Raw genomic sequence first — 19462 nt, forward strand, 5'->3', positions numbered from 1 at the left:
CAGGAAGCGCAGTCACCGTCGTGCAGAATAAAGCAGGCGTCCTGCCATCACCGCTCCTGCAACCACCTGATTGGAAAAGCGTTTTCAGACAGACCCGATTGGCCTGATCTCTGCACCCCTCCAGTTACATTCATCTAGCGCTGATTGAAGGGGGACGCATGACCCCAACAAACCGCAAGAAACTGGTGGTCGCCCATTCGGTGCACCCCGACGCGCCGTTGCATGAAGTCGAAACCAATCGCGCGCTGGCCCGCTGGCTGGCGCAAATCCTCGGACTGAAATTTGGCGGCAGCTACGACCCGCAGCAGCATCATGGTCGGGAGCTCTATCTGTTGCCGACCCAGACACTGGTCGGCGCTGATGCCGCCCGACAACTGGGGGTCAAGGGGCCGGACGATTTGTGGGGCGGTTACGTCGAGCATGATTTCATCTGCACCAAAGCCATCAGTCACGGTTTGCTTAATCACAATGCCCATGCACCGCGAGGCTGGGCGCCGCTGTTTTCCGAACGGGTGCGCAGTGTCGTGCTCGATGGCCTCAGCGTGTTTTCCTTCGCGGATGCACGGCCGGCGGCCGAACATTTGCTGTATACCGGCCCGATCCGGCTCAAGCCGATTCACGCCTGCGCCGGACGCGGTCAGGAAGTGATCAAAAGCCTCGACCAGTTCGACGACATCCTCGCCCGGCCCGAGGCAAAAAAACTGTTCAGCGAAGGCGTGGTGCTGGAGCAGGACCTGGACAAGGTCATCACCCACAGCGTCGGCCAGAGTTTCATCGGCAATAAAGTGCTGAGTTACTGCGATGATCAATACTTGACCCAGGACGCCGAGGGCGAAGACGTGTATGGCGGCTCGAACCTGTTGGTGGTGCAGGGCGGCTACGATGATTTATTGAAGCTCGACCTGGCGGATGACGTGCGGTTGGCGATCAAACAGGCTCAGGTATTCGACAGCGCCGCGGATGAAGCCTATCCCGTTTTCTATGCCACGCGGCGTAACTACGACATCGCCCAGGGCCTCGATTACGACGGCAAACAACGCAGCGGTGTACTCGAACAATCCTGGCGCATGGGTGGCGCCAGCAGCGCCGAAGTGGCGGCATTGCAGAGCTTCGTCAACGATCCGCACATGCGTGCGATCCGGGTGTCCTCAGTGGAAACCTACATCGACCAGCCGCTGCCGGCGGACGCCATTGAGGTGTACCGTGGACCCGCGCAAAACAGTGACTTTCTTCTCAAGTACGTAACGGTCAATTCCTATGACGGCTAGAAGTGAAAGCATTCAAATCGACATCGACGATGAGCAGATGAGCGGGACGTTCCTCAGTCCCAAATCGAAAGTCCCCGGCGTGCTGTTCGTGCACGGCTGGGGCGGCAGTCAGGAGCGGGATCTGGAACGGGCCAAAGGCATCGCCGGTCTGGGTTGTGTTTGCCTGACCTTCGACCTGCGCGGGCACACCGGCGGCACCGGTATTCCGTTGACTCGGGTGACCCGCGAAGACAACCTGCGCGACCTGCTGGCGGCCTACGACCGCTTGCTCGCGCACCCGGCGCTCGACACCTCGGCGATTGCCGTGGTCGGCACCAGCTACGGCGGCTACCTGGCCTCGATCCTGACGTCTTTGCGGCCCGTGCGCTGGCTGGCACTGCGGGTGCCGGCGCTGTATCGCGACGATCAGTGGCACACGCCAAAACGCGATCTGGACAAACTCGACCTGCGTGATTACCGCAGCACGCTGGTGCGCGCTGACAGCAACCGTGCGTTGCACGCCTGCTCGGCCTTTACCGGGGATGTGTTGTTGGTTGAATCGGAAACCGATGACTACGTGCCCCACGCGACCATCATGAGTTACCGCGCGGCATGCCAGCAGACGCATTCGTTGACGCACCGGATCATCGACGGTGCCGATCACGCATTGAGTGAGCCGGTTTCACAACAGGCGTACACCTCGATCCTGGTGGACTGGATCACGGAAATGGTGGTGGGTGAGCGGTTGAGCATTATTCAGGCCAAGTGATTTTGTGGTGTCTCACAGGACGCCCAGGCTAGCTCCCACAAGATTCTGTGGGAGTTAGCTAACCTGCTGGCGATAGCACCCTCAAAAACACCGCCAATCACTTGGGTTTCCTGGCAATCCGCAGTGACTTCGCCTTGGCCTCCACCAGCAGATACATCACCAGCGTGATCAACAGCGGCAGCAAAAAATAAATCGCCCGATACGCCAGCAACCCAGCCACCAGACTGCCTCGTGACGCCTCGTGTTGCAGCAGCGCGACGAACACCGCTTCCAGCACACCGAGCCCCGCCGGAATGTGGGTGATGACCCCGGCGATGGCGCTGATCAGTAGAACGCCGAGCACCAGCGGATAATCCAGTTTGCTCGGCAGCAAAGTGAAGATCACCGCCGCCATCAGCGACCAGTTCAGTGCGCCGAGCAACAGTTGCAGGATCGCCATGCGCAGCGACGGTAAATTGATTTCCACCCCGCGAATCGCCCACTCACGGCGCTTGGAAAACTGGCATGCCGCCAGATAACCCGCACTGATCAACAGCAGCAACACACCCACCGCCTGAAGCGCCCCGCTGCTCAGTTTCCAGCCTGGCGGCATCCGGACCAGCCCGCTACTGAACACCACGCCGGCAATCAGCATGTAGCCGAACCAGTTGGTGGCCAGGCTCAAACCGAGGATTTTCGCGATGTTGCCTTTGCTCACCCCGAGCCGCGAATACAGCCGATAACGCATGGCGATGCCGCCGACCCAGGCGCTCAGGTTGAGGTTGAAGGCGTAGCTGATGATCCCCACCGGCAGGATCTGTTTCCACGTCAGGTCCTGGCGGATGTAGGTTCGGCCGATCAGGTCAAAACAGGCGTACACCAGAAAACTCAGCAGGGTCAGGGAGGACGCAATGATCAGCGTGCGCACCTTGAAATCGGCCAGGGTTTCCAGCACTTCGGCCCATTCGATGCGCTGGGCGAACATCGTCAGCAGCACGATCAACGCCAGGAAAAACAGCATCGTCAGCGGTCGTTTCCAGCGGCTCCAGCGTGACTTGGCCGGGTGCTCGGCATGGGGCGCCGCGTGTGCTTCAGTGCGGCTCATGCTCGTCGCTCCCGGTCGGTGAGGTGAACGCTTTCAAGCGCGGTTTGTGCGCCGGCAGCCAACCGGCCCAGGCCGGGAAATGCCGCAGGAAGTGGAACACCAGAAAACCCGTGGTCATGTGCCAGATGCGCCCGCGCGGTGCCTTGTCCACGGACATGACTTTGCAATGGTTATCGCTGAGGTCTTCGAGACGTTCGAACAGCACGCGGTTGAATTCGCGGTCGCGGATCAACACGTTGGCTTCCAGGTTCATCGACAGGCTCAACGGGTCGAGATTGCTCGAGCCGACCGTGCTCCAGTCTTCGTCCACCAACGCGACTTTGCCGTGCAGCGGACGGTCGCAATATTCGTAGATCTTCACCCCGGACTTGAGCAGGTAATCGTAGGTCATGCGCGCGGCGAGTTTGGCCACCAGCATGTCCGGCTGACCTTGCAGAATCAGCCGCACGTCAACGCCACGGCGCGCCGCGTTGCGGATCTCGCGCAGCAGTCGGTAGCCGGGGAAGAAGTAGGCGTTGGCGATCACCACGCGCCGCTTTGCCGAGCGAAGTACCTGCCGGTAAACCTGTTCGATATCGGTCTGGTGATCACCGTTGTCGCGGTGCACCAGACGCACCTGACCTTCGTGGTCACTGACCGCAAGCTCCGAGCGGCGTTGCCGGCGCTGTTGCCACCAGTACTTGGCGCGCACAGGGCGACCGCATTGCAGCAGGGCAAAATGATGAATGTCCGCTACGGTCGGGCCTTGCACCTCCACCGAATAATCCTGCTTGGCCTCGGGGCCGAAGTCCGCCAGATGGTCGGCCGAAAAATTGATCCCGCCGATGAACGCGACAGTCCCGTCCACCACCACGATCTTGCGGTGCAGGCGCCGGAACCAGTTGGTACGGATGCCCAGGCGTTTGGGGGCCGGGTCGAATATTTGCAGGTGCACCCCGGCAGCGCTGAGGGCGGTGAGATAACCGGTGCTCAGTTCGCCGCAGCCAAATCCGTCGAGGCTGGCGGTGACGCGCACGCCCCGTTGAGCGGCGTCGATGAGCACAGTCTTCAGTTCTTCGCCAACCTTGTCTTCGAACACGATGAAGGTTTCCAGGAGGATCTCGGTCTTGGCCTGGCGCATGGCCTCGAACACCCTTGGGAAATAGGCCTCGCCGTTTTCCAACAACTCGACACGGTTGTTGCCTTGCCAGCGGTACTCGACGTCGACCGCTGCGGGTTCGCTCATCGGTGGCGCGGCAATCGGATCCATGCGGGCTTTTTCCATCGGTGAAGCGCTCATAGCTCGATCTCCACCGACAGCGGTGCGTGGTCGGAAAGGTGTGACCAGGGCCGGGTGGTCAGCACTTGCGGCTGACTGGCCTTGAGGTTGCGCACGTAGATGCGATCCAGGCGCAGCGCCGGCAAGCGGGCGGGAAAACTGCGCGCCGGTTTGCCGTGATGCTCGGCGAATACCTCGCGCAAACCGCTGGGTTTGAGCAGGGCATCGGCCCGCTGGCGCCAGTCGTTGAAGTCCCCGGCGACGATCACCGGTGCATCGCCCGGCAACTCTTCCAGTCGACGGGTGAGCAGCTTCAGTTGTGCATAGCGGTGGGTTTCGCGCAGGCCGAGGTGGACGCAAATCGCATGCACCTCTGGACCTTCGCCGGGCAGGCGCAAGACGCAGTGCAGGATGCCGCGATTCTCGTGGCCGCTGATGGACACGTCGAGGTTGTCGTGGCGCACGATCTGGAATTTCGACAGCAACGCATTGCCGTGATCGCCCGCCGGATACACCGCGTTGCGCCCATAAGCAAACTGCGGCCACAGGGTGTCGGCGAGGAATTCGTATTGCGGCATCGCCGGCCAATTGGTGTAGCGCTTGGGATGCTGTTCGTGAGTGCCGTGCACTTCCTGCAAAAACACCACATCGGCGCAGACACTGCGCACCGCTTCGCGCAATTCCGGCAGGATGAAACGCCGGTTCAGCGCGGTGAACCCCTTGTGAGTGTTGACTGTCAGCACCGTGAAGCGATGCACCGTGGTCACGATAGACGCCTGCTCGTCCGTGACGCCGACCGGCTCGGGAATGCTCATGGCAGCGCTCCTTCAGCAACGGGTTTGCCGGGGGCGGTGAGCAGGTCTTTGTCGAGATCGAAACGCTCCAGCCGCGTGGCATCGAAAGGCGCGCGGACTTTGATGTCGTTATCGAAATAGCAGAACACTTCGCGGGCGTAGCGCTCCGGCCGTTGCTGGGCGTAAAACGATCCATTGATTTCGATGCTGTTGACCGCCCGCGACGCGAATTGCAACTCGCGTTTGCGGGGCAAGCCCTTTGGGTAGAAATCCCCCCGCCAGGGTGTGTAGCGCCAACCTGAAATTCCGATGTGAATCGCCGCCATGTCGCCTCCCGTTCGAGTGCCCCATCCTTTTGCTGACTGCGGGGCGGCGACGAAAGTTTCGGTGGAGCTACGGACGGTAAATCTGATGACTGTAGGAGGTTATTGGCTAGCGACGATTCGGGTGGAGCTTTCGGCATACACCGGGCCGAGGCGATCCAGGCGCCCGCTCCACGCCGTCAATGCCAGCGCCACCGGCAATGCCGAGGTTGAACGCGGCGATGTTCAGGCCGGACGCAACGTCCACCGCATGCGGCGTGTGATGTTCGGCCTGACGCACCACATAAACCTGCAACCCCGGCACGTTGCCGAACGCCACGGCGCCCCAGACCAGCACGGTAGCCAGCGCCAACCATGGATTGCCGGCGGTGAAGGTCAGCACGAACAGCACGGCGGCGAGCAGGGCGAAGATGATTTTCAGGGCGCTGATCGGGCCGCGCTTGTCCGCCAGTTTGCCACCCCAGATGTTGCCGACGGCCACCGAGATGCCGGGGTTTGGGTTGTGCGGAAAAATACCGGGATGAGCATTTGATATTTGTCTTGAACGCAAAGATTGCCGGGCAGATGTGGGTCACAGCCCGTGGGTGCATTTCGCGCAGACTTATCCACAACAGGTTTTGATGCCGCGGCATTCGGAGCCGCCTCAGAATGGAACCGGAGCATTCGGCGGTGTTAATGCCGGAGCGGTCGCGGCCTCAATAGGTTTGCTCGCGAGCATCAATGCCGGATCAGTTTATTGCGCACTTCCACACTGGCCTGCTGATCCAACTCCGACCAAAAAACCGGCTTGCCCGCCATCTCGGCAGCCACCGGCAACCCATCCCGAAACACCAGCCGGTTGCTCGCCAACGCTGGCACTTTCGCACCGGGCAAAAGGGTGCCCGCCAGGTTCAACGGATCAACTCCGCACACCGCAATCAAACTGCCGTCATGTGGCCGGCGCCGAACTTCGCGCAGCAGCGGAATTGCCTCAGGCAACGCAAATTGCTCACCCGCCAACCCGCTGACAAACCGCCCGCCACGAATCTCACCACGTGCTTCCAGACGATGGAAAGTGCGCAACAATTCGCGCCAACTCGGCAGCCAATCCGCCTCACGCTCCAGCATTCGCCAGAACACCACGCCGTAGCGGCGCAACAAGGACATGGCGATGTGTTCCAGGGTGTCGGTGGGTGTCGGTGCCGGACGCGCGTTATCCACAACCGGCGCGACGGGACCACGCCTGAGTAGCGCCCAACGCCCGGCGTCATCCATACCGCCGACAAACGCCCCGCGCCCACGACGACTGCTGCGGTTCTGGCGTTTGCTGGCCGGGGTAATCAACGCCCGCAGGCCGGCGAAGCTGTCAGCGTTCACCAGCCCGGCGCCCACCAGTTCCTGCAAGGCGATTTCCAGTTCCGAGCGCAGCAGATGGGCTTCGTGAATCAGCTCATCAAAAAACAACGCGCCGTGCTGGCTCAGGGCGGCGTGGACCTTTTGCGTTTTCGGCGACAGTTCGCTGACCGGCGTCTGCTCGGTCAATTCGCTCCAGAGTGCAACTCGATTGCGCGGCAACAACACGACCGGCGTGCTGCGCAGGGCCGTGCTGGCGCTTTTGTTGTGCGCGGTGAGCCGGGTCCAGACCAGTTTGCCGCTGCGGCACAACTCATCGAGCCAGGTTGCCGAATAGTCCTTGATGCGCGCCGGGAGAATGTCACTGTCCCAGGCTGACGCGGCGGCGGGGTAGCCTTCGAATTGAGCGATGATCGCCGGCAACACCGCGTTACCCTGACCTTGGGTGGCGCTGGACAGATGTTGCCAGTCGAACAAAAACCGCATGAAATCCTGCAACGCCACCGGCTCGATTTCCCGTCGCAATCTCTTGACCGTGTAGCGGTGAATCCGCGCGAGCAGATGCCGCTCGCACCATTCTTCTTCGGCGCAGCCCGGGGTGAACCGGCCGCGCAGCACGTAGCCTTCGCGCTCCAATTGCGCCAAGGCTTGGGTGATTTGAGTCGGCGGTAATCCGAGCGGTTCGGCAATCGCCTGCAACGGCAATGGACCAAAAGCGCTGAGCCGTGCACGGATCACTTCCAGCACGGCGTCGTCCCCATCCCAAGGTTCGTCAAAACCCGGCAGTGCTTCCAGTTTCGGCCACAAAGCGGCCTGTGGATAAATCGCCAACAGGCAGCTCAGCCGTTCCCGTGCCAGCCACAGGGAATGATCGATCAGGCAGGCGCGGCCGCTGTCAGCCAAGGCATTCAGCCAGTCGACCCAGTCCGGATTACCTCGGGCTTCGGTGTCGGTGACGCACGCCAAGCTCATCAGCGCCTCGTGCATTTCATCGACATTGCCGGGCGTTGGCCAGGCTTCTTCGCGCACGGCGGCAATCGCCTCGGCGTCTAGCGCGCCGAGGTCGTCAGTGGATTGCGGATCGCTCCAGCGTCGATTGAGCACCGCTTGCGTGCGGCGTTCCTCCAGCGGCGCATCGTCGAGAAAGGTGTAGGGACGGGCACTGAGAATTTCGGCGGCCAGCGGTGAGGGCGCCGGCAAGTCGCGGCTGATCAGACGCATCTCACCGCGCTCCATGCGCCGTAACAACGCCAGCCAGCCTTCGGTGTCCATGGCTTCGTGCAGGCAATCGTCGAGGGTTTGTTCAACCAGCGGATGGTCAGGGATTTCCCGTTCGCCGACGAGGTTTTCCACGCAGGCGATCTGATCGGGAAACACACTGGCGATCAGGTCTTCACTTTTCATCCGCTGGATCTGCGGCGGCACTTTGCGCCCGCCGCTGTAGCGCGGCAGCGCCAGGGCCACCCCGGCATTCCAGCGCCAGCGCACGCCGAACAATGGCGCATCGAGCACCGCCTGGATCAGCGTGTGCTCGGCACTGTTGCTGTGCAGATAGCGCCAGACATCATCGAGCTCAAAGCTGTGGCTGGTGGACAGTGAAAGTACGATGGCGTCTTCGCTGGCGGCGGCCTGCAATTCGAAGTTGAAGGTGCGGCAGAAACGCTTGCGCAGGGCCAGGCCCCAAGCGCGATTGATGCGGCTGCCGAACGGGCTATGGATGATCAGTTGTGTGCCGCCGGACTCGTCGAAAAACCGCTCCATCAGCAGCGTATCCTGTGACGGCAGGGCGCCGAGGGTCTGGCGCGCAGGAGCGAGGTATTCCACCAGTTGCTCGGCGCTGGCGAGGTTCAGGCCAAGGGTTTCGGTCAGCCAGTCGAGGCTCGGCTGCAAGTTGCCCGGCGCAGCGCCCAGCAACTCATCGAGATGCGCTTGCAGGCGGGCCACGGCCAACGACAATTCGGCACTGCGCCCCGGTGCTTCGCCGAGCCAGAACGGAATCGTCGGCGGTTGGCCCTGGGCATCTTCGACTCGCACCTTGCCGGTTTCCACCCGCAGGATTCGATAGGACGTGTTGCCCAACTGGAAGACATCCCCGGCGATGCTTTCCACTGCAAAGTCTTCGTTGACGCTGCCGATGTTCAGTGCCTGAGGTTCCAGCAAAACGCTGTAGTCGGCGTTGTCCGGAATGGTCCCGCCGCTGGTCACCGCCGTCAGTTTCGCGCCACGGCGCCCGCGCAGGCTGCGGGTCACGGCGTCGCGGTGCAGGTAGGCGCTGCGGATGCCCTGGCGCCCGTTGTAGCCTTCGGCGAGCATCTGCAGCAACGCTTGATAGTGCTTTTCGTCGAGTTCGGCGTAGGACGAGGCGCGGCGCAGCATGTCCAGCAACGCTTGCTCCTGCCATTCCTGGCAGCTGACTTCGGCGATGATTTGCTGCGCCAGAACGTCCAGCGGTGCCACGGGGATCAACAAAGTGTCGAGTTCACCGCGCCGTACGCAGTCGAGCAGGGCGGCGCATTCGATCAGGTCATCGCGAGTGGTGGCGAACAAGCGTCCCTTGGGTGTGCCGCCGACCTGGTGTCCGGAGCGGCCGACCCGCTGCAGGAACCCGGAAATCGAACGCGGCGAGGCGATCTGGCACACCAGGTCGACATCGCCAATGTCGATGCCCAGTTCCAGCGAGGCTGTGGCGATCAACACTTGCAAGTCGCCGCGCTTGAGCCGCTGCTCGGCGTCGAGGCGAAATTCCTTGGCCAGGCTGCCGTGGTGCGCGGCTACCGCGTCTTTACCGAGGCGTTCGCTCAAGTGTCGGCTCAAGCGTTCGGCAAGACGGCGGGTGTTGACGAAAATCAGCGTGGTGCGATGTTCGCGGGCGAGGGCGGCGAGGCGGTCGTAGACCCGCTCCCAGACATCGTTGGCCATTACCGCCGAGAGCGGCACGGGCGGCACTTCGATACCCAGGTCGCGGGGGCGGGCATGGCCGATGTCGACGATGTCACAGGAGCGGTCGCGGCCCACCAGAAAACGCGAGACCGCTTCGATGGGTTTCTGCGTGGCCGACAGGCCGATACGCACCAGCGGCTCGGTGCACAACGCCTGCAAGCGTTCGAGGCTCAGGGCCAGGTGACTGCCGCGTTTGCTGGCGGCGATGGCGTGGATTTCGTCGACGATCACCGTGCGCGTGGTGCCGAGCATTTGTCGGCCGGAGTCGGAGCCGAGCAGCACGTAGAGTGATTCCGGAGTGGTGACCAGAATGTGCGGCGCAACCTTGCGCATCGCCGAGCGGTCTTTTTGTGGTGTATCGCCAGTGCGCACCGCCGTGGTGATCTGCAATTCGGGCAGGCCCATCACGCGCAACTGTTCGGTGATGCCGGCGAGCGGGGTTTGCAGGTTGATGCGGATGTCGTTGGACAGCGCCTTGAGCGGCGAGACGTAGACCACCAGGGTTTCGTTCGGCAGTCCGTCGGCGCTGTCGAGGCCCCGGTGCACCAAGTCGTCGATCACCGCGAGGAATGCGGTGAGGGTCTTGCCGGAACCTGTGGGCGCAGCGACCAGCGTCGACCGGCGCAGGCGGATCAACGGCCACGCCCGGGCCTGGGCGGCGGTGACCGCGGGGAAGGTGTGGCTGAACCAGGCGCTGACGGCGGGGTGGAAGCCGTCCAGCGCACTGTCTGCGGGGATGGGCAGGTTCATGCAGTGATTTATGCGGCCAGAACAGCCCGTTTGCAAGCCATACACCGACATGTAGCAGGTGCCGAAGGCTGCGTTCGTCTGCGCAGCAGGCGTAAAATCAGAGTACGCGACTCATCTGCAGCACCGGTCGGGCCGGAGGGCGACCGCTTCGTGCTCGAACGCCGCCTTCGGCAGCTGCTACAGGGGCAGGGTGTAGTTTATAAGTGACGGTTGCGCACTAAACCCGCAAAATGCAACGATTCCGGCAACTATCAACGGTATCGCCTGCGGGTGATGTCGATAAAGCCATCGTTCCAATCAGACTGGGCCTGCTGACTCTATGCGAATGCGCCTTATGTTACTGGGCGGCGGAAATGCCCTTGGGCAGGCGCTGATTCGCCTCGGTGCGGAGGAAGACATCGGTTTCCTCGCCCCCCGCCCGCCGCAAGACGGCTGGGATGCCGCGAGCCTGACGCAACTGCTCGACGACACCCGTCCGGACGCGTTGATCAACCTCGCCTACTACTTCGACTGGTTCCAGGCCGAAGCGGTCAGCGAACAGCGTCTGGCCGGGCAGGAACGCGCGGTCGAGCGTCTGGCCGAACTGTGCCAGCACCACAACATCGTTCTGTTGCAGCCTTCGAGTTACCGTGTGTTCGACGGCTCCCGCGCCACCGCCTACAGCGAAAAAGACGAGCCGGTGCCTCTGGGCCAGCGCGGTCAGGCCTTGTGGCGGATCGAGCAGAGCGTGCGCGCCACTTGCCCGCAGCACGTACTGCTGCGCTTCGGCTGGCTGCTCGACGACAGCCCCGACGGCACCCTCGGGCGTTTCCTCGGTCGGGCTGAGGAGCCTGAAGAACTGCTGATGGCCGACGATCGCCGGGGCAATCCGACGCCGGTGGACGACGCCGCCCGGGTGATTATCTCGGTGCTCAAGCAACTCGATTGCGCGGCGCCGCTGTGGGGCACCTACCACTACGCCGGGCATGAGGCGACCACGCCGCTGGCGCTGGGGCAGGCGATCCTCACCGAAGCGCGGGCCCTGCATCCGCTGGCCATCGAAGCGCCGACCGCCCAGGCTCACGCCGCGCGACCGGACGCCGCCGAAGAGCCGCAACACGCGGTGCTGGCCTGCAAGAAAATCCTTCACACCTTCGGGATCAAGCCACGCGCCTGGCGTGCTGCGCTCCCGGCTTTACTGGACAGGTTCTATCGCCATGGCTGACGGCCCCGTTCTGATCACCGGCGGCGCCGGTTTCATTGGCTCGCACCTGACTGACGCCTTGCTCGCCAAAGGCCATTCGGTACGGATTCTCGATGATCTGTCCACCGGCAAGCGCAACAACCTGCCGCTGGATAATCCCAAGGTTGAGCTGATTGTCGGCGACGTCGCCGATGCCGCGCTGGTGGCACGGGCCATGGCCGGTTGCAGCGCCGTGGCGCACCTGGCGGCAGTCGCCTCGGTGCAGGCTTCGGTGGATGATCCGGTGAAGACGCACCAGAGCAACTTCATCGGCACGCTGAATGTCTGCGAAGCCATGCGTCAGGCCGGCGTGAAGCGAGTGCTGTTTGCTTCCAGTGCCGCGGTGTATGGCAACAACGGCGAAGGCGAGTCGATCGATGAAGACACACCCAAGGCACCGTTGACGCCCTACGCATCGGACAAGTTGTCGAGCGAGCATTACTTCGATTTCTACCGGCGCGAGCATGGGCTGGAACCGGTGATTTTCCGCTTCTTCAACATCTTCGGCCCGCGTCAGGATCCGTCCTCGCCGTACTCCGGCGTGATCAGTATTTTCAGCGAGCGCGCGCAAAAAGGCCTGCCGATCACCGTGTTTGGTGACGGTGAGCAGACGCGGGATTTTCTCTACGTCGAGGATCTGGTCGAGTTGCTGGTGCAAGCCTTCGATAAACCGCAGGTTGATGTCGGCGCGGTCAACGTCGGCTGGAATCAGGCGACCAGTCTCAAGCAATTACTGGCGGCGCTTGAGGAAGTAGTCGGTGAGTTGCCACCCGTGAGTTACGGCCCGGCGCGCTCCGGTGACATTCGTCATTCACGGGCCAACAACCGGCGATTGCTGGAACGCTTCACAGCGCCCGCGCAGACGCCGATGAGCGTTGGCCTGGCGCGATTGCTGGGACGATAGAAAAAGGCGCCTGTCGCAGGCGCCTTTTTTGTTGCTGATCGTTCCCTCGCAGAGCCTGGGAACGATCCATTCACCACCACGTGAATCCTCAGAACTTGTAACCCAAGCCAACCATGTAGATGAACGGATCGACGTCCACGTTCACCCGTGCCCGAGTGCCGGGTGCCACGGCATTGTTTTCAACAGTGGCGCGGGTGTCGATGTCGATGTAACGCACCTGGGCGTTGATCATCACGCGATCAGTCAGCATGTAGTCGGCGCCGACCTGCCAGGCCATGCCCCAGGAGTTCTTCGCCTTGAAGTTGCTGAAACCGTTGGCGCTGGCTTCGCTGCCGACGTGTTCATCGTAGATCCAGGTGTAGTTGATACCGGCGCCCACGTACGGTTGGAAGTCAGACTTCGCGTCCAGCGGGTAATACACGACGCTCAGGGTTGGCGGCAGGTGTTTCAGGGAACCGAGTTTGCCGTTGGCCGCGCTCAGGGCAGTGCCCTTGAGTTTCACGTCATGCTCGAACGGCGTGGCCGCGAGCAGTTCGATACCCCAGTTGTTGGTGAGCATGTAGGCGAAGTTGAGGCCCAGCTGTGTGTCGCTGCTCATGGTCGCCTTGCCACCCAGATCGGCGCCGCTCAGCGGGCCTTGATCGACCTTGACGGTGGAGCTGTCGGCTTTCGGGTTGACGGTGATCGCGCCGGCACGAAGGATGATGTCACCGGCCTCGTGGGCGTGGGCGAGCGGGGCTGCGAGCGCGAGCGCTACCAGCGAGGCACCGAGCAATGACTTGTTCATGGGGGCTCCAAAGGACGTTAAAAATTTTCGATGTCCAATGGTAAGCCGGCTAACTATTTGCTCTTTTGACGCAGCTCAATGAAAGTGGAATGAGGTGGTGTTTATGGCGTTTCTGAATGCCTCATCGCTTGCAGGCTAGCGGTCATCCCTCTGTAAAATGTTCACTCGGGCAATTCGTACAGATAAATCTTCTCCGCCTCCATCTGGTACCCGGCATCCGCCAACTCGCTGGTCGACGCTTTGACTTGCATCGCACCTTCGATCCAGTACGGCTGATACAACTCGTCGAGCTTCACGCCGACTTCGCTTTTGACATGCACGATCTGGTTCGACGGCGGTGGTGGCACATGGATGCAGGCGCCGAAATACGGCACCAGTAGAAAGTCCGTGGTGCGACCTTCTTCACTCACTTCCAGCGGTACGATGTAGCCCGGCAAGCGAATGTTCTGGCCGTCGAGGGCCTTGACCACCGGCGCGTTGGGCATGTCTTGCCTGGCTGCCGGCGCCGATTCGGCGGACAGCGCATCGCCCATCTTCGACAAGTCATGCAGCGGCGTCATGTTCGGCACTTCCGGTGCGGCATCGGGCGGGATCATTTCCGACCAGGTCAGCTCTTTCGGCTCGGCCGCCCACAGCGGCAGGGCGACCAGCATCAACAGCGCAAAAACAGCGCGGGGCATTTTCAAGCTCCTCATAAACGGATCGACAGGCCATCGGCCAAGGATTGGCGATAGGCGCGCCAGGCCGGCACGCTGCCCATCAGCAGCGCGGCGATCAGGATGCCACCGAGCAGCGTCCATTCATATTCGCTGGGCCAGGCCAGCGGCAGGAACAGGCCGTAATTGGCTTGTACGTAACCCTGGGCTGCGGCGATGCCCACGTAAAGCAGCGCTACGCCGGCAACCACGCCGGCCAGCGCCAAGGCAAACGCCTCCAGCACCAGCAACGTCGCGACATGCCACGGACGTGCGCCAACCGAGCGCAAAATCGCCATCTCGCGGCGGCGTTCATTGAGGCTGGTGAGAATCGCCGTGAGCATGCCGATCAAACCGGTCAGCACCACAAACAGCGAGACCACGAACAAGGCTTTTTCTGCGGTGCTCATCAAACTCCACAACTCTTGCAGCGCCACGCCAGGGAGGATCGCCAGCATCGGTTCGCCACGGAATTCGTTGATTTCGCGTTGCAGGGCAAACGTTGAAATCTTGCTGTTGAGGCCGAGCATGAACGCAGTGATCGCTTGCGGCGTCAGGTCCATGTTGCGCGCCTGATCGGCGCTGATCCGCCCATTGCCCCGGGCCGGTACACCGTTGTGCCAATCGATGTGAATCGCTTCCATGCCGCCGAGGCTGATGTGCAGCGTGCGGTCCACAGGCGTGCCGGTGCGCTTGAGAATGCCGACCACGGTGAATGGCTTGTCGTCGTGCTTGACCAGGCTGATCGCCGCCACGCCGTGGGCGAGCACCAGTTTGTCGCCGAGTTTGTACTTCAACGCATCCGCGACTTCAGCCCCAAGTACCACTTCGAACGGATCGGTGGCGAAGGCGCGACCATCGGCCAGTTCCAGGTGTTGCTGACGACCGTACTGGTAATGCTCGAAGTAGGCCACGGTGGTGCCCATCACCCGATAGCCGCGATGGGAGTCGCCCAGAGAAATCGGGATCGCCCATTTCACTTTCGGGTTGCTGGCGAAGTGTTCGAAGCTGTCCCAGCGGATGTTGTTGGTGGCGTTGCCGATGCGGAACACCGAGTACAGCAACAGGTTTACCGAGCCGGAGCGTGCGCCGACGATCAAGTCGGTGCCGCTGATGGTGCTGGCGAAACTGGCTTTGGCTTCGGTGCGCACGCGCTCCACGGCCAGCAGCAGGCACACCGACAGGGCGATGGCGAACGCGGTGAGGATCGCGGTGAAGCGGCGGTTAGCCAGGCTGGCCATGGCTAGACGAAACAAATACATCTCAGACCTCGGACGGGGTGGCGGCGCGATTGAGTTCGGCCAGCGACAGATTGCGATCGAACAGCGGCGCCAGGCTCTGGTCATGGCTGACGAACAACAGGCTCGCCCCGGCTTCGCGGCACTCGGTGAACAGCAGGCGAATGAAGTTTTCCCGGGCGTCGTAATCGAGGGCCGATGTTGGCTCGTCAGCGATCACCAGCTCCGGCTGACCAATCAGCGCACGTGCAGCGGCCACTCGTTGTTGCTGGCCGATGGACAGCGAGTCGGCACGGCGACCGAGCATGTTTTCATCCTTCAAACCCAAGTGGGCGAGCAAGGTGGCGGCGGCTTTGTCGACGCTGCCGTGGTGCTGTTTTGCCCGTGCGGCGCGCAGTGTCGAGAAGTGACAGGGCAGTTCGACGTTCTCGCGCACCGACAGAAACGGCAGCAGGTTGAACTGCTGGAAGATGTAGCCGGTATGGTCGACGCGAAAGTGATCGCGGGCGCCGGCCGAGAGTTCGGTCAGCTCCTGGCCGAGCAGGCGGATGCTGCCGCGATCAGGTTTCTGCACGCCGCCGAGCAAGCCGAGCAGGGTGGTCTTGCCACTGCCGCTAGGGCCTTTGAGGAATAGGGTTTCTCCCGGTTCCAGGCGAAACGCCGGGATGTCCAGCAGCGGAGGGTGACCGGGCCAGCTGAAGCCCAGGTCGGACAGTTCGATGAGTGCTTGGGTCATGTAAAACCGGTCAGGTTGTTGGCGAACTCCTGTAGGAGCGAGCCTGCTCGCGAAGGAGTGTCAGACACTTTGATGTCGACTGATACACCATCGCGAGCAGGCTCGCTCCTACAAGGGGGCTTCAGTGAATTCAGAATTTCAGGCTGGCAGCCTTGGCCGTGACTTCAACCCCTTGCTGCCCGCTAGGGCCGATCAGTTGTAGCTGAATTTTCTGGGTGGCCGGGAAGGTGTTGAATATGTTCGCCAGATCCAAAGTATTCAGCGCGCCCGGCGTGGCGCAGGTGAATTGGTAATGAGCGTGGATTTCACTGTGTTCGTGGTGATGCTCATCCTTGGCGTCTTCATCGTGATCATCATCGGCTTCCGGTTTATCGCCGAACAACGGGCTTTCCAGTTCCTGACTCGCGACCACGCAACCGGCGGCTTTCGGTAGGTTGAACAGAGTCAGCGGTTTCTCCAACTGGACGCGGGCGGCGGCGACTTTGGCTTTATCGGCATCGCTGGCAGCGGCGTGTTCGAAGCCCACCAGGTTCATCGCTGGGCTTTCCAGCTCCAGCGCCAGGGTCTGGCCGTCCAGTGCCGCGTTCAAGCGGCCGACACCGTGTTCATGGGCGCCGAGGCTGCCGTGCTCATGGTCGTGGTCATGTTCGTCGGCCGCATGGGCGACAGCCAGCGGCAACAAGGCAAACGGCAAAGCGAGCAGCAGACGACGCATGGCGAGTCTCCGAATGGTTAAATGAAGAATTTGTTATGTAATCTTATAACGTAAGTGCGGAGAGTTTGACTGGCTGCTTGGCGTTGCACAAGTCCCATGGGAGCATGCAAGCGAAGAAATGTGCGGGAGCAGACTCATGTTGCGAATTCGCGGAAGCATCGGCGACTGGCCGGTGGATTTGACGCTGGAAATGGATGACGCCGATTGGGCCAGGCTGGGCGCGCAGTTGCAGGTTGAGAAAACCGAAGTCAGTGCGCCGACGGCAAAACCGTTGAACCAGGATGATTCGCTGTGGCAGGTCGCCAGGGATTTGCTGCGCAAGGCCGGGCAGTTGAGCGGACCTGATCTGCTCGATCAACTGGAAGGGCTGACCGGCAGCGCGGCGGCGGGCAAGCGCCTGTTGGTGCGCCTGCGCCACAGCCCGGATGTGAAGGTGGAAAGCGGCGCCGATACGCCGATTTACCGCTGGATCGTGTAAACGGCAAAAAATCGCAGCCTGCTGTAGCTCCTACATGGAAATGCGTTCCTGTGTACGAGTTGCAGCAGGCTGCGATCTTTTGATTTTCAGTACAGCGCTGCAAACAACTTGCGACGATACGTGCTCACCAACGGGTGGTCATTGCCCAGCAGTTCGAACACTTGTAGCAAGGTCTTGTGCGGCAGGCCTTCGCTGTAGCTGCGGTTGCGGGTGAACAACTTGAGCAGGGCGTCCAGCGCCGCCTCGTACTGCTGGCGGGCCAGTTGCTGAATCGCCAGTTGATAGACCGCTTCGTCGTCCTGCGGGTCTTTCGCCAGTCGCGCTTTCAAATCGGCAGCGTCCGGCAGGTCCCGCGCCAACCCGAGGAATTTGATCTGCGCCTTGGCACCGGCCAACGCAGCCTTGTGCTCATCGCTTTTAACCGAGTCGAGCACGGCTTGCGCGTCGCTCAGTTCACCGCGTTCAGTGAGGCAACGCGCATAGAGGATCAGCGCTTTGGCGTTGGTGTTGTCTTCGCCCAGGATCACTTTGAGTTGCGCTTCGGCGTCGGCAAAGCGGCTGTCGTCAAACAATGCCTGAGCCTGTTCGAACGGATCGGCAGCGGCCGGTGGCGGCATTTGCACATGCGGCTCAAGCAAGGCACGCACGGCGGATTCCGGTTGTGCACCGGCAAATCCATCAACCGGCTGACCGTCCTTGAACAGCACCACGGTCGGCAGGCTGCGAATACCGAAGCGGGCGACGATATCCTGCTCGATGTCGCAGTTGACCTTGGCCAGCAGCAACTCGCCCTGATAGCTTTCGGCAATGGTCTGCAGCATTGGCATCAGCACTTTGCACGGTGCGCACCATTCGGCCCAGAAATCCACCAGCACCGGTTTGTGGAAAGAGTTCTCGATCACAGATTGCTCGAAATCGGCAGTCGTGGCGTCGAAGATGTACGGCGTTTGCTGACTCATGGGGTATCTCGTAAAAGCGTGAATGGGGCAACTATACGGTCAGGCGCGGGCAGCGTGGTAGAGGCTCACATGCCGAAACTCTTCGGGCTCGGCCAGATCCGGCAGGGTCATGGCTTCGAGCATTTCGATGCGCCGGTACAGTGGATGACGGAAATCGCGCACCCGTGAGTCCGCCACCAGCGCTTCCCGGCCGCGGCTGAGAAACTCATCGAGCAGCGGTAGATTTGCCCGGTCGTACAGCACATCGGCCACCAGGATCAGATCGAAGCGATCAGCCTCGGCGAAAAAGTCCGTCGAATAACTGAGTTGTACGTCATTGAGTTCGGCATTCGCCCGACAGGCGGCAATCGCCAACGGGTCGAGGTCGCAGGCCACCACCTCCAGCGCCCCGGCCTTCACGGCAGCAATTCCTGCCACGCCGGAACCGGCGCCGAAATCCAGCACTCGTTTGCCTTCGACCCAATGCCGGTTTTCGGCGAGATAACGGGCCACGGCCAAACCGCTGGCCCAGCAGAAACTCCAGTACGGCGGCTCGTGCAGGATGCGCCGGGTTTCTTCCGGGCTGAAGGCACGGGCCATGTTGTCGCCGTCGATCAGCCACAACTTCAGATCGGTCTCCGGCAATGGGCAAGCAACCAGTCGCGCATCGCCGAGCAGTTCCCCCAAGGCCTGTTGCAGGTCGAGCGGTGCACTCATGGGGCTTTGACGAATTGCAACTGGCCCAGCGTTTGGGTCGTTGCCTGGGTAATCAGTTGCGACGGCAGATGCAGGATCAACTGGCCGGACTGGCTGGCGCGGCCACGCAGTTCAACGCGGGCGCCGGCCGGGAAAGCCTCCGGGTTGAAACGCAGGTGAAACGGCAACACCTGATTGGTGCCGATCAGGCTCGAACTGGCGAGCAGTTGTTGCGGGCGGTCCTTTTCATCGATCACCAGCAAGGCCAGTTCGACTTCGGCACCGGCCGGCACACCTTGCAGGGTGCCGCTCAATTCACGCTGATACGCGGGCAGCGGGCCGAGGTTGGTCGACTCCCTGGCTTTTTTCTGCGCCTGCTCTGGCGCGGGGCCGGGCGTCGGCGGCTGGGGTGCATCGCTGCTGCAGGCCACCAGCAGGCTGAACACACTGAGCAAAACGAGCGGTCGTAACGACATTGGCAGCTCCGTAAACATGAAATCCATGGATCGACAGATCATGCTCGTCTGTATACCGCAAACCCTATGGCTTGTCTTGC

General features: G+C 61.8%; 17 protein-coding genes and 2 pseudogenes. 5 read left to right on the forward strand and 14 right to left on the reverse strand.

Annotation, left to right across the window (positions count from 1 at the left end):
- Positions 1-158: 158 nt before the first annotated feature.
- On the forward strand, positions 159-1268 hold the full coding sequence (locus ACNYC6_RS16805; RefSeq protein WP_419708350.1) for a DUF3182 family protein: 1110 nt from the start codon (positions 159-161) through the stop codon (positions 1266-1268).
- Complete coding sequence (locus ACNYC6_RS16810; protein ID WP_419708351.1) at positions 1258-2016, forward strand: alpha/beta hydrolase family protein; 759 nt, start codon at positions 1258-1260, stop codon at positions 2014-2016. Before ACNYC6_RS16805 ends, ACNYC6_RS16810 begins: the two co-directional genes overlap by 11 nt.
- Before the next feature lie 97 nt (positions 2017-2113).
- Here the strand turns inward: ACNYC6_RS16810 and ACNYC6_RS16815 are convergent, their stop codons facing one another.
- The 6 genes and pseudogenes from ACNYC6_RS16815 to ACNYC6_RS16840 all read right to left on the reverse strand — a co-directional run bounded on the left by ACNYC6_RS16815 (position 2114) and on the right by ACNYC6_RS16840 (position 10497).
- Positions 2114-3100 (reverse strand): lysylphosphatidylglycerol synthase domain-containing protein, encoded by a 987-nt coding sequence (locus tag ACNYC6_RS16815; RefSeq protein ID WP_419708352.1) that lies wholly within the window; start codon positions 3098-3100, stop codon positions 2114-2116.
- Complete coding sequence (gene clsB, locus ACNYC6_RS16820) at positions 3087-4379, reverse strand: cardiolipin synthase ClsB (protein WP_419708353.1); 1293 nt, start codon at positions 4377-4379, stop codon at positions 3087-3089. Before clsB ends, ACNYC6_RS16815 begins: the two co-directional genes overlap by 14 nt.
- Entirely contained in the window at positions 4376-5173 is a 798-nt protein-coding gene (locus tag ACNYC6_RS16825; RefSeq protein ID WP_419708354.1) for an endonuclease/exonuclease/phosphatase family protein, read from the reverse strand. The genes clsB and ACNYC6_RS16825 overlap by 4 nt, the downstream gene beginning before the upstream one ends.
- 137 nt (positions 5174-5310) lie before the next feature.
- Positions 5311-5478 (reverse strand): annotated as a pseudogene (locus ACNYC6_RS16830) (DUF72 domain-containing protein); the annotation flags it as partial.
- A gap of 99 nt (positions 5479-5577) precedes the next feature.
- Positions 5578-5965 (reverse strand): annotated as a pseudogene (locus ACNYC6_RS16835) (MFS transporter); the annotation flags it as partial.
- A 227-nt stretch (positions 5966-6192) separates the two neighbouring features.
- The gene (locus ACNYC6_RS16840; protein ID WP_419708355.1) at positions 6193-10497 is read right to left on the reverse strand and encodes an Lhr family helicase; all 4305 of its coding nucleotides are present in this window, start codon (positions 10495-10497) and stop codon (positions 6193-6195) included.
- A gap of 319 nt (positions 10498-10816) precedes the next feature.
- Here ACNYC6_RS16840 and ACNYC6_RS16845 point away from each other — a divergent pair, with 319 nt between their 5' ends.
- The gene (locus tag ACNYC6_RS16845) at positions 10817-11701 is read left to right on the forward strand and encodes a sugar nucleotide-binding protein (RefSeq protein WP_419708356.1); all 885 of its coding nucleotides are present in this window, start codon (positions 10817-10819) and stop codon (positions 11699-11701) included.
- Positions 11694-12623 carry an NAD-dependent epimerase/dehydratase family protein gene (locus tag ACNYC6_RS16850; protein ID WP_419708357.1) on the forward strand — a complete coding sequence of 310 codons (930 nt, stop codon included), beginning with the start codon at positions 11694-11696 and terminating at the stop codon, positions 12621-12623. Before ACNYC6_RS16845 ends, ACNYC6_RS16850 begins: the two co-directional genes overlap by 8 nt.
- Positions 12624-12711: 88 nt before the next feature.
- On the opposite strand, the gene ACNYC6_RS16855 is transcribed toward ACNYC6_RS16850, so the two are convergent.
- The 5 genes from ACNYC6_RS16855 to ACNYC6_RS16875 all read right to left on the reverse strand — a co-directional run bounded on the left by ACNYC6_RS16855 (position 12712) and on the right by ACNYC6_RS16875 (position 16794).
- On the reverse strand, positions 12712-13410 hold the full coding sequence (locus ACNYC6_RS16855; protein ID WP_419708358.1) for an OmpW/AlkL family protein: 699 nt from the start codon (positions 13408-13410) through the stop codon (positions 12712-12714).
- A gap of 161 nt (positions 13411-13571) precedes the next feature.
- Positions 13572-14090 carry a DUF3299 domain-containing protein gene (locus tag ACNYC6_RS16860; protein ID WP_419708359.1) on the reverse strand — a complete coding sequence of 173 codons (519 nt, stop codon included), beginning with the start codon at positions 14088-14090 and terminating at the stop codon, positions 13572-13574.
- A gap of 11 nt (positions 14091-14101) precedes the next feature.
- Positions 14102-15367, reverse strand: coding sequence for an ABC transporter permease (locus tag ACNYC6_RS16865; RefSeq protein ID WP_419708360.1), 1266 nt, complete (start codon positions 15365-15367; stop codon positions 14102-14104).
- A 1-nt stretch (position 15368) separates the two neighbouring features.
- Positions 15369-16079: an ABC transporter ATP-binding protein gene (locus ACNYC6_RS16870; protein WP_419708361.1), complete on the reverse strand. Its 711-nt coding sequence runs from the start codon at positions 16077-16079 to the stop codon at positions 15369-15371.
- A 130-nt stretch (positions 16080-16209) separates the two neighbouring features.
- Complete coding sequence (locus tag ACNYC6_RS16875) at positions 16210-16794, reverse strand: DUF2796 domain-containing protein (protein ID WP_419708362.1); 585 nt, start codon at positions 16792-16794, stop codon at positions 16210-16212.
- Between the two features lie 136 nt (positions 16795-16930).
- Between ACNYC6_RS16875 and ACNYC6_RS16880 the strand changes: the two genes are divergently transcribed.
- A complete protein-coding gene (locus ACNYC6_RS16880; RefSeq protein ID WP_419708363.1) occupies positions 16931-17272 on the forward strand; it encodes a hypothetical protein in 342 nt (113 codons plus the stop codon).
- A gap of 86 nt (positions 17273-17358) precedes the next feature.
- Here ACNYC6_RS16880 and trxA read toward each other — a convergent pair whose 3' ends face one another.
- Genes trxA through ACNYC6_RS16895 form a run of 3 tightly spaced genes read right to left on the reverse strand, consistent with a single transcriptional unit; the run spans position 17359 to position 19382 of the window.
- On the reverse strand, positions 17359-18231 hold the full coding sequence (gene trxA / locus ACNYC6_RS16885) for a thioredoxin (protein WP_419708364.1): 873 nt from the start codon (positions 18229-18231) through the stop codon (positions 17359-17361).
- Between the two features lie 39 nt (positions 18232-18270).
- Positions 18271-18927 (reverse strand): class I SAM-dependent methyltransferase, encoded by a 657-nt coding sequence (locus tag ACNYC6_RS16890; protein ID WP_419708365.1) that lies wholly within the window; start codon positions 18925-18927, stop codon positions 18271-18273.
- Positions 18924-19382 carry a YbaY family lipoprotein gene (locus tag ACNYC6_RS16895; RefSeq protein WP_419708366.1) on the reverse strand — a complete coding sequence of 153 codons (459 nt, stop codon included), beginning with the start codon at positions 19380-19382 and terminating at the stop codon, positions 18924-18926. The genes ACNYC6_RS16890 and ACNYC6_RS16895 overlap by 4 nt, the downstream gene beginning before the upstream one ends.
- Between the last annotated feature and the right edge of the window lie 80 nt (positions 19383-19462).

Source organism: Pseudomonas sp. NFX224 (genome assembly GCF_048565165.1).
In the GTDB taxonomy this organism is placed as follows: Bacteria; Pseudomonadota; Gammaproteobacteria; order Pseudomonadales; family Pseudomonadaceae; genus Aquipseudomonas.

Excerpts from the sequence above, each read along its gene's own strand:
- ACNYC6_RS16825 (WP_419708354.1), bottom strand. The coding sequence starts at position 5,173 with ATGAGCATTCCCGAGCCGGTCGGCGTCACGGACGAGCAGGCGTCTATC.
- ACNYC6_RS16815 (WP_419708352.1), bottom strand. The coding sequence starts at position 3,100 with ATGAGCCGCACTGAAGCACACGCGGCGCCCCATGCCGAGCACCCGGCC.
- ACNYC6_RS16805 (WP_419708350.1), top strand. The coding sequence starts at position 159 with ATGACCCCAACAAACCGCAAGAAACTGGTGGTCGCCCATTCGGTGCAC.
- ACNYC6_RS16895 (WP_419708366.1), bottom strand. The coding sequence starts at position 19,382 with ATGTCGTTACGACCGCTCGTTTTGCTCAGTGTGTTCAGCCTGCTGGTG.
- ACNYC6_RS16855 (WP_419708358.1), bottom strand. The coding sequence starts at position 13,410 with ATGAACAAGTCATTGCTCGGTGCCTCGCTGGTAGCGCTCGCGCTCGCA.
- ACNYC6_RS16875 (WP_419708362.1), bottom strand. The coding sequence starts at position 16,794 with ATGCGTCGTCTGCTGCTCGCTTTGCCGTTTGCCTTGTTGCCGCTGGCT.
- ACNYC6_RS16890 (WP_419708365.1), bottom strand. The coding sequence starts at position 18,927 with ATGAGTGCACCGCTCGACCTGCAACAGGCCTTGGGGGAACTGCTCGGC.
- ACNYC6_RS16840 (WP_419708355.1), bottom strand. The coding sequence starts at position 10,497 with ATGAACCTGCCCATCCCCGCAGACAGTGCGCTGGACGGCTTCCACCCC.
- ACNYC6_RS16870 (WP_419708361.1), bottom strand. The coding sequence starts at position 16,079 with ATGACCCAAGCACTCATCGAACTGTCCGACCTGGGCTTCAGCTGGCCC.
- ACNYC6_RS16865 (WP_419708360.1), bottom strand. The coding sequence starts at position 15,367 with ATGTATTTGTTTCGTCTAGCCATGGCCAGCCTGGCTAACCGCCGCTTC.
- ACNYC6_RS16860 (WP_419708359.1), bottom strand. The coding sequence starts at position 14,090 with ATGCCCCGCGCTGTTTTTGCGCTGTTGATGCTGGTCGCCCTGCCGCTG.
- ACNYC6_RS16850 (WP_419708357.1), top strand. The coding sequence starts at position 11,694 with ATGGCTGACGGCCCCGTTCTGATCACCGGCGGCGCCGGTTTCATTGGC.
- ACNYC6_RS16845 (WP_419708356.1), top strand. The coding sequence starts at position 10,817 with ATGCGAATGCGCCTTATGTTACTGGGCGGCGGAAATGCCCTTGGGCAG.
- clsB (WP_419708353.1), bottom strand. The coding sequence starts at position 4,379 with ATGAGCGCTTCACCGATGGAAAAAGCCCGCATGGATCCGATTGCCGCG.
- trxA (WP_419708364.1), bottom strand. The coding sequence starts at position 18,231 with ATGAGTCAGCAAACGCCGTACATCTTCGACGCCACGACTGCCGATTTC.
- ACNYC6_RS16810 (WP_419708351.1), top strand. The coding sequence starts at position 1,258 with ATGACGGCTAGAAGTGAAAGCATTCAAATCGACATCGACGATGAGCAG.
- ACNYC6_RS16880 (WP_419708363.1), top strand. The coding sequence starts at position 16,931 with ATGTTGCGAATTCGCGGAAGCATCGGCGACTGGCCGGTGGATTTGACG.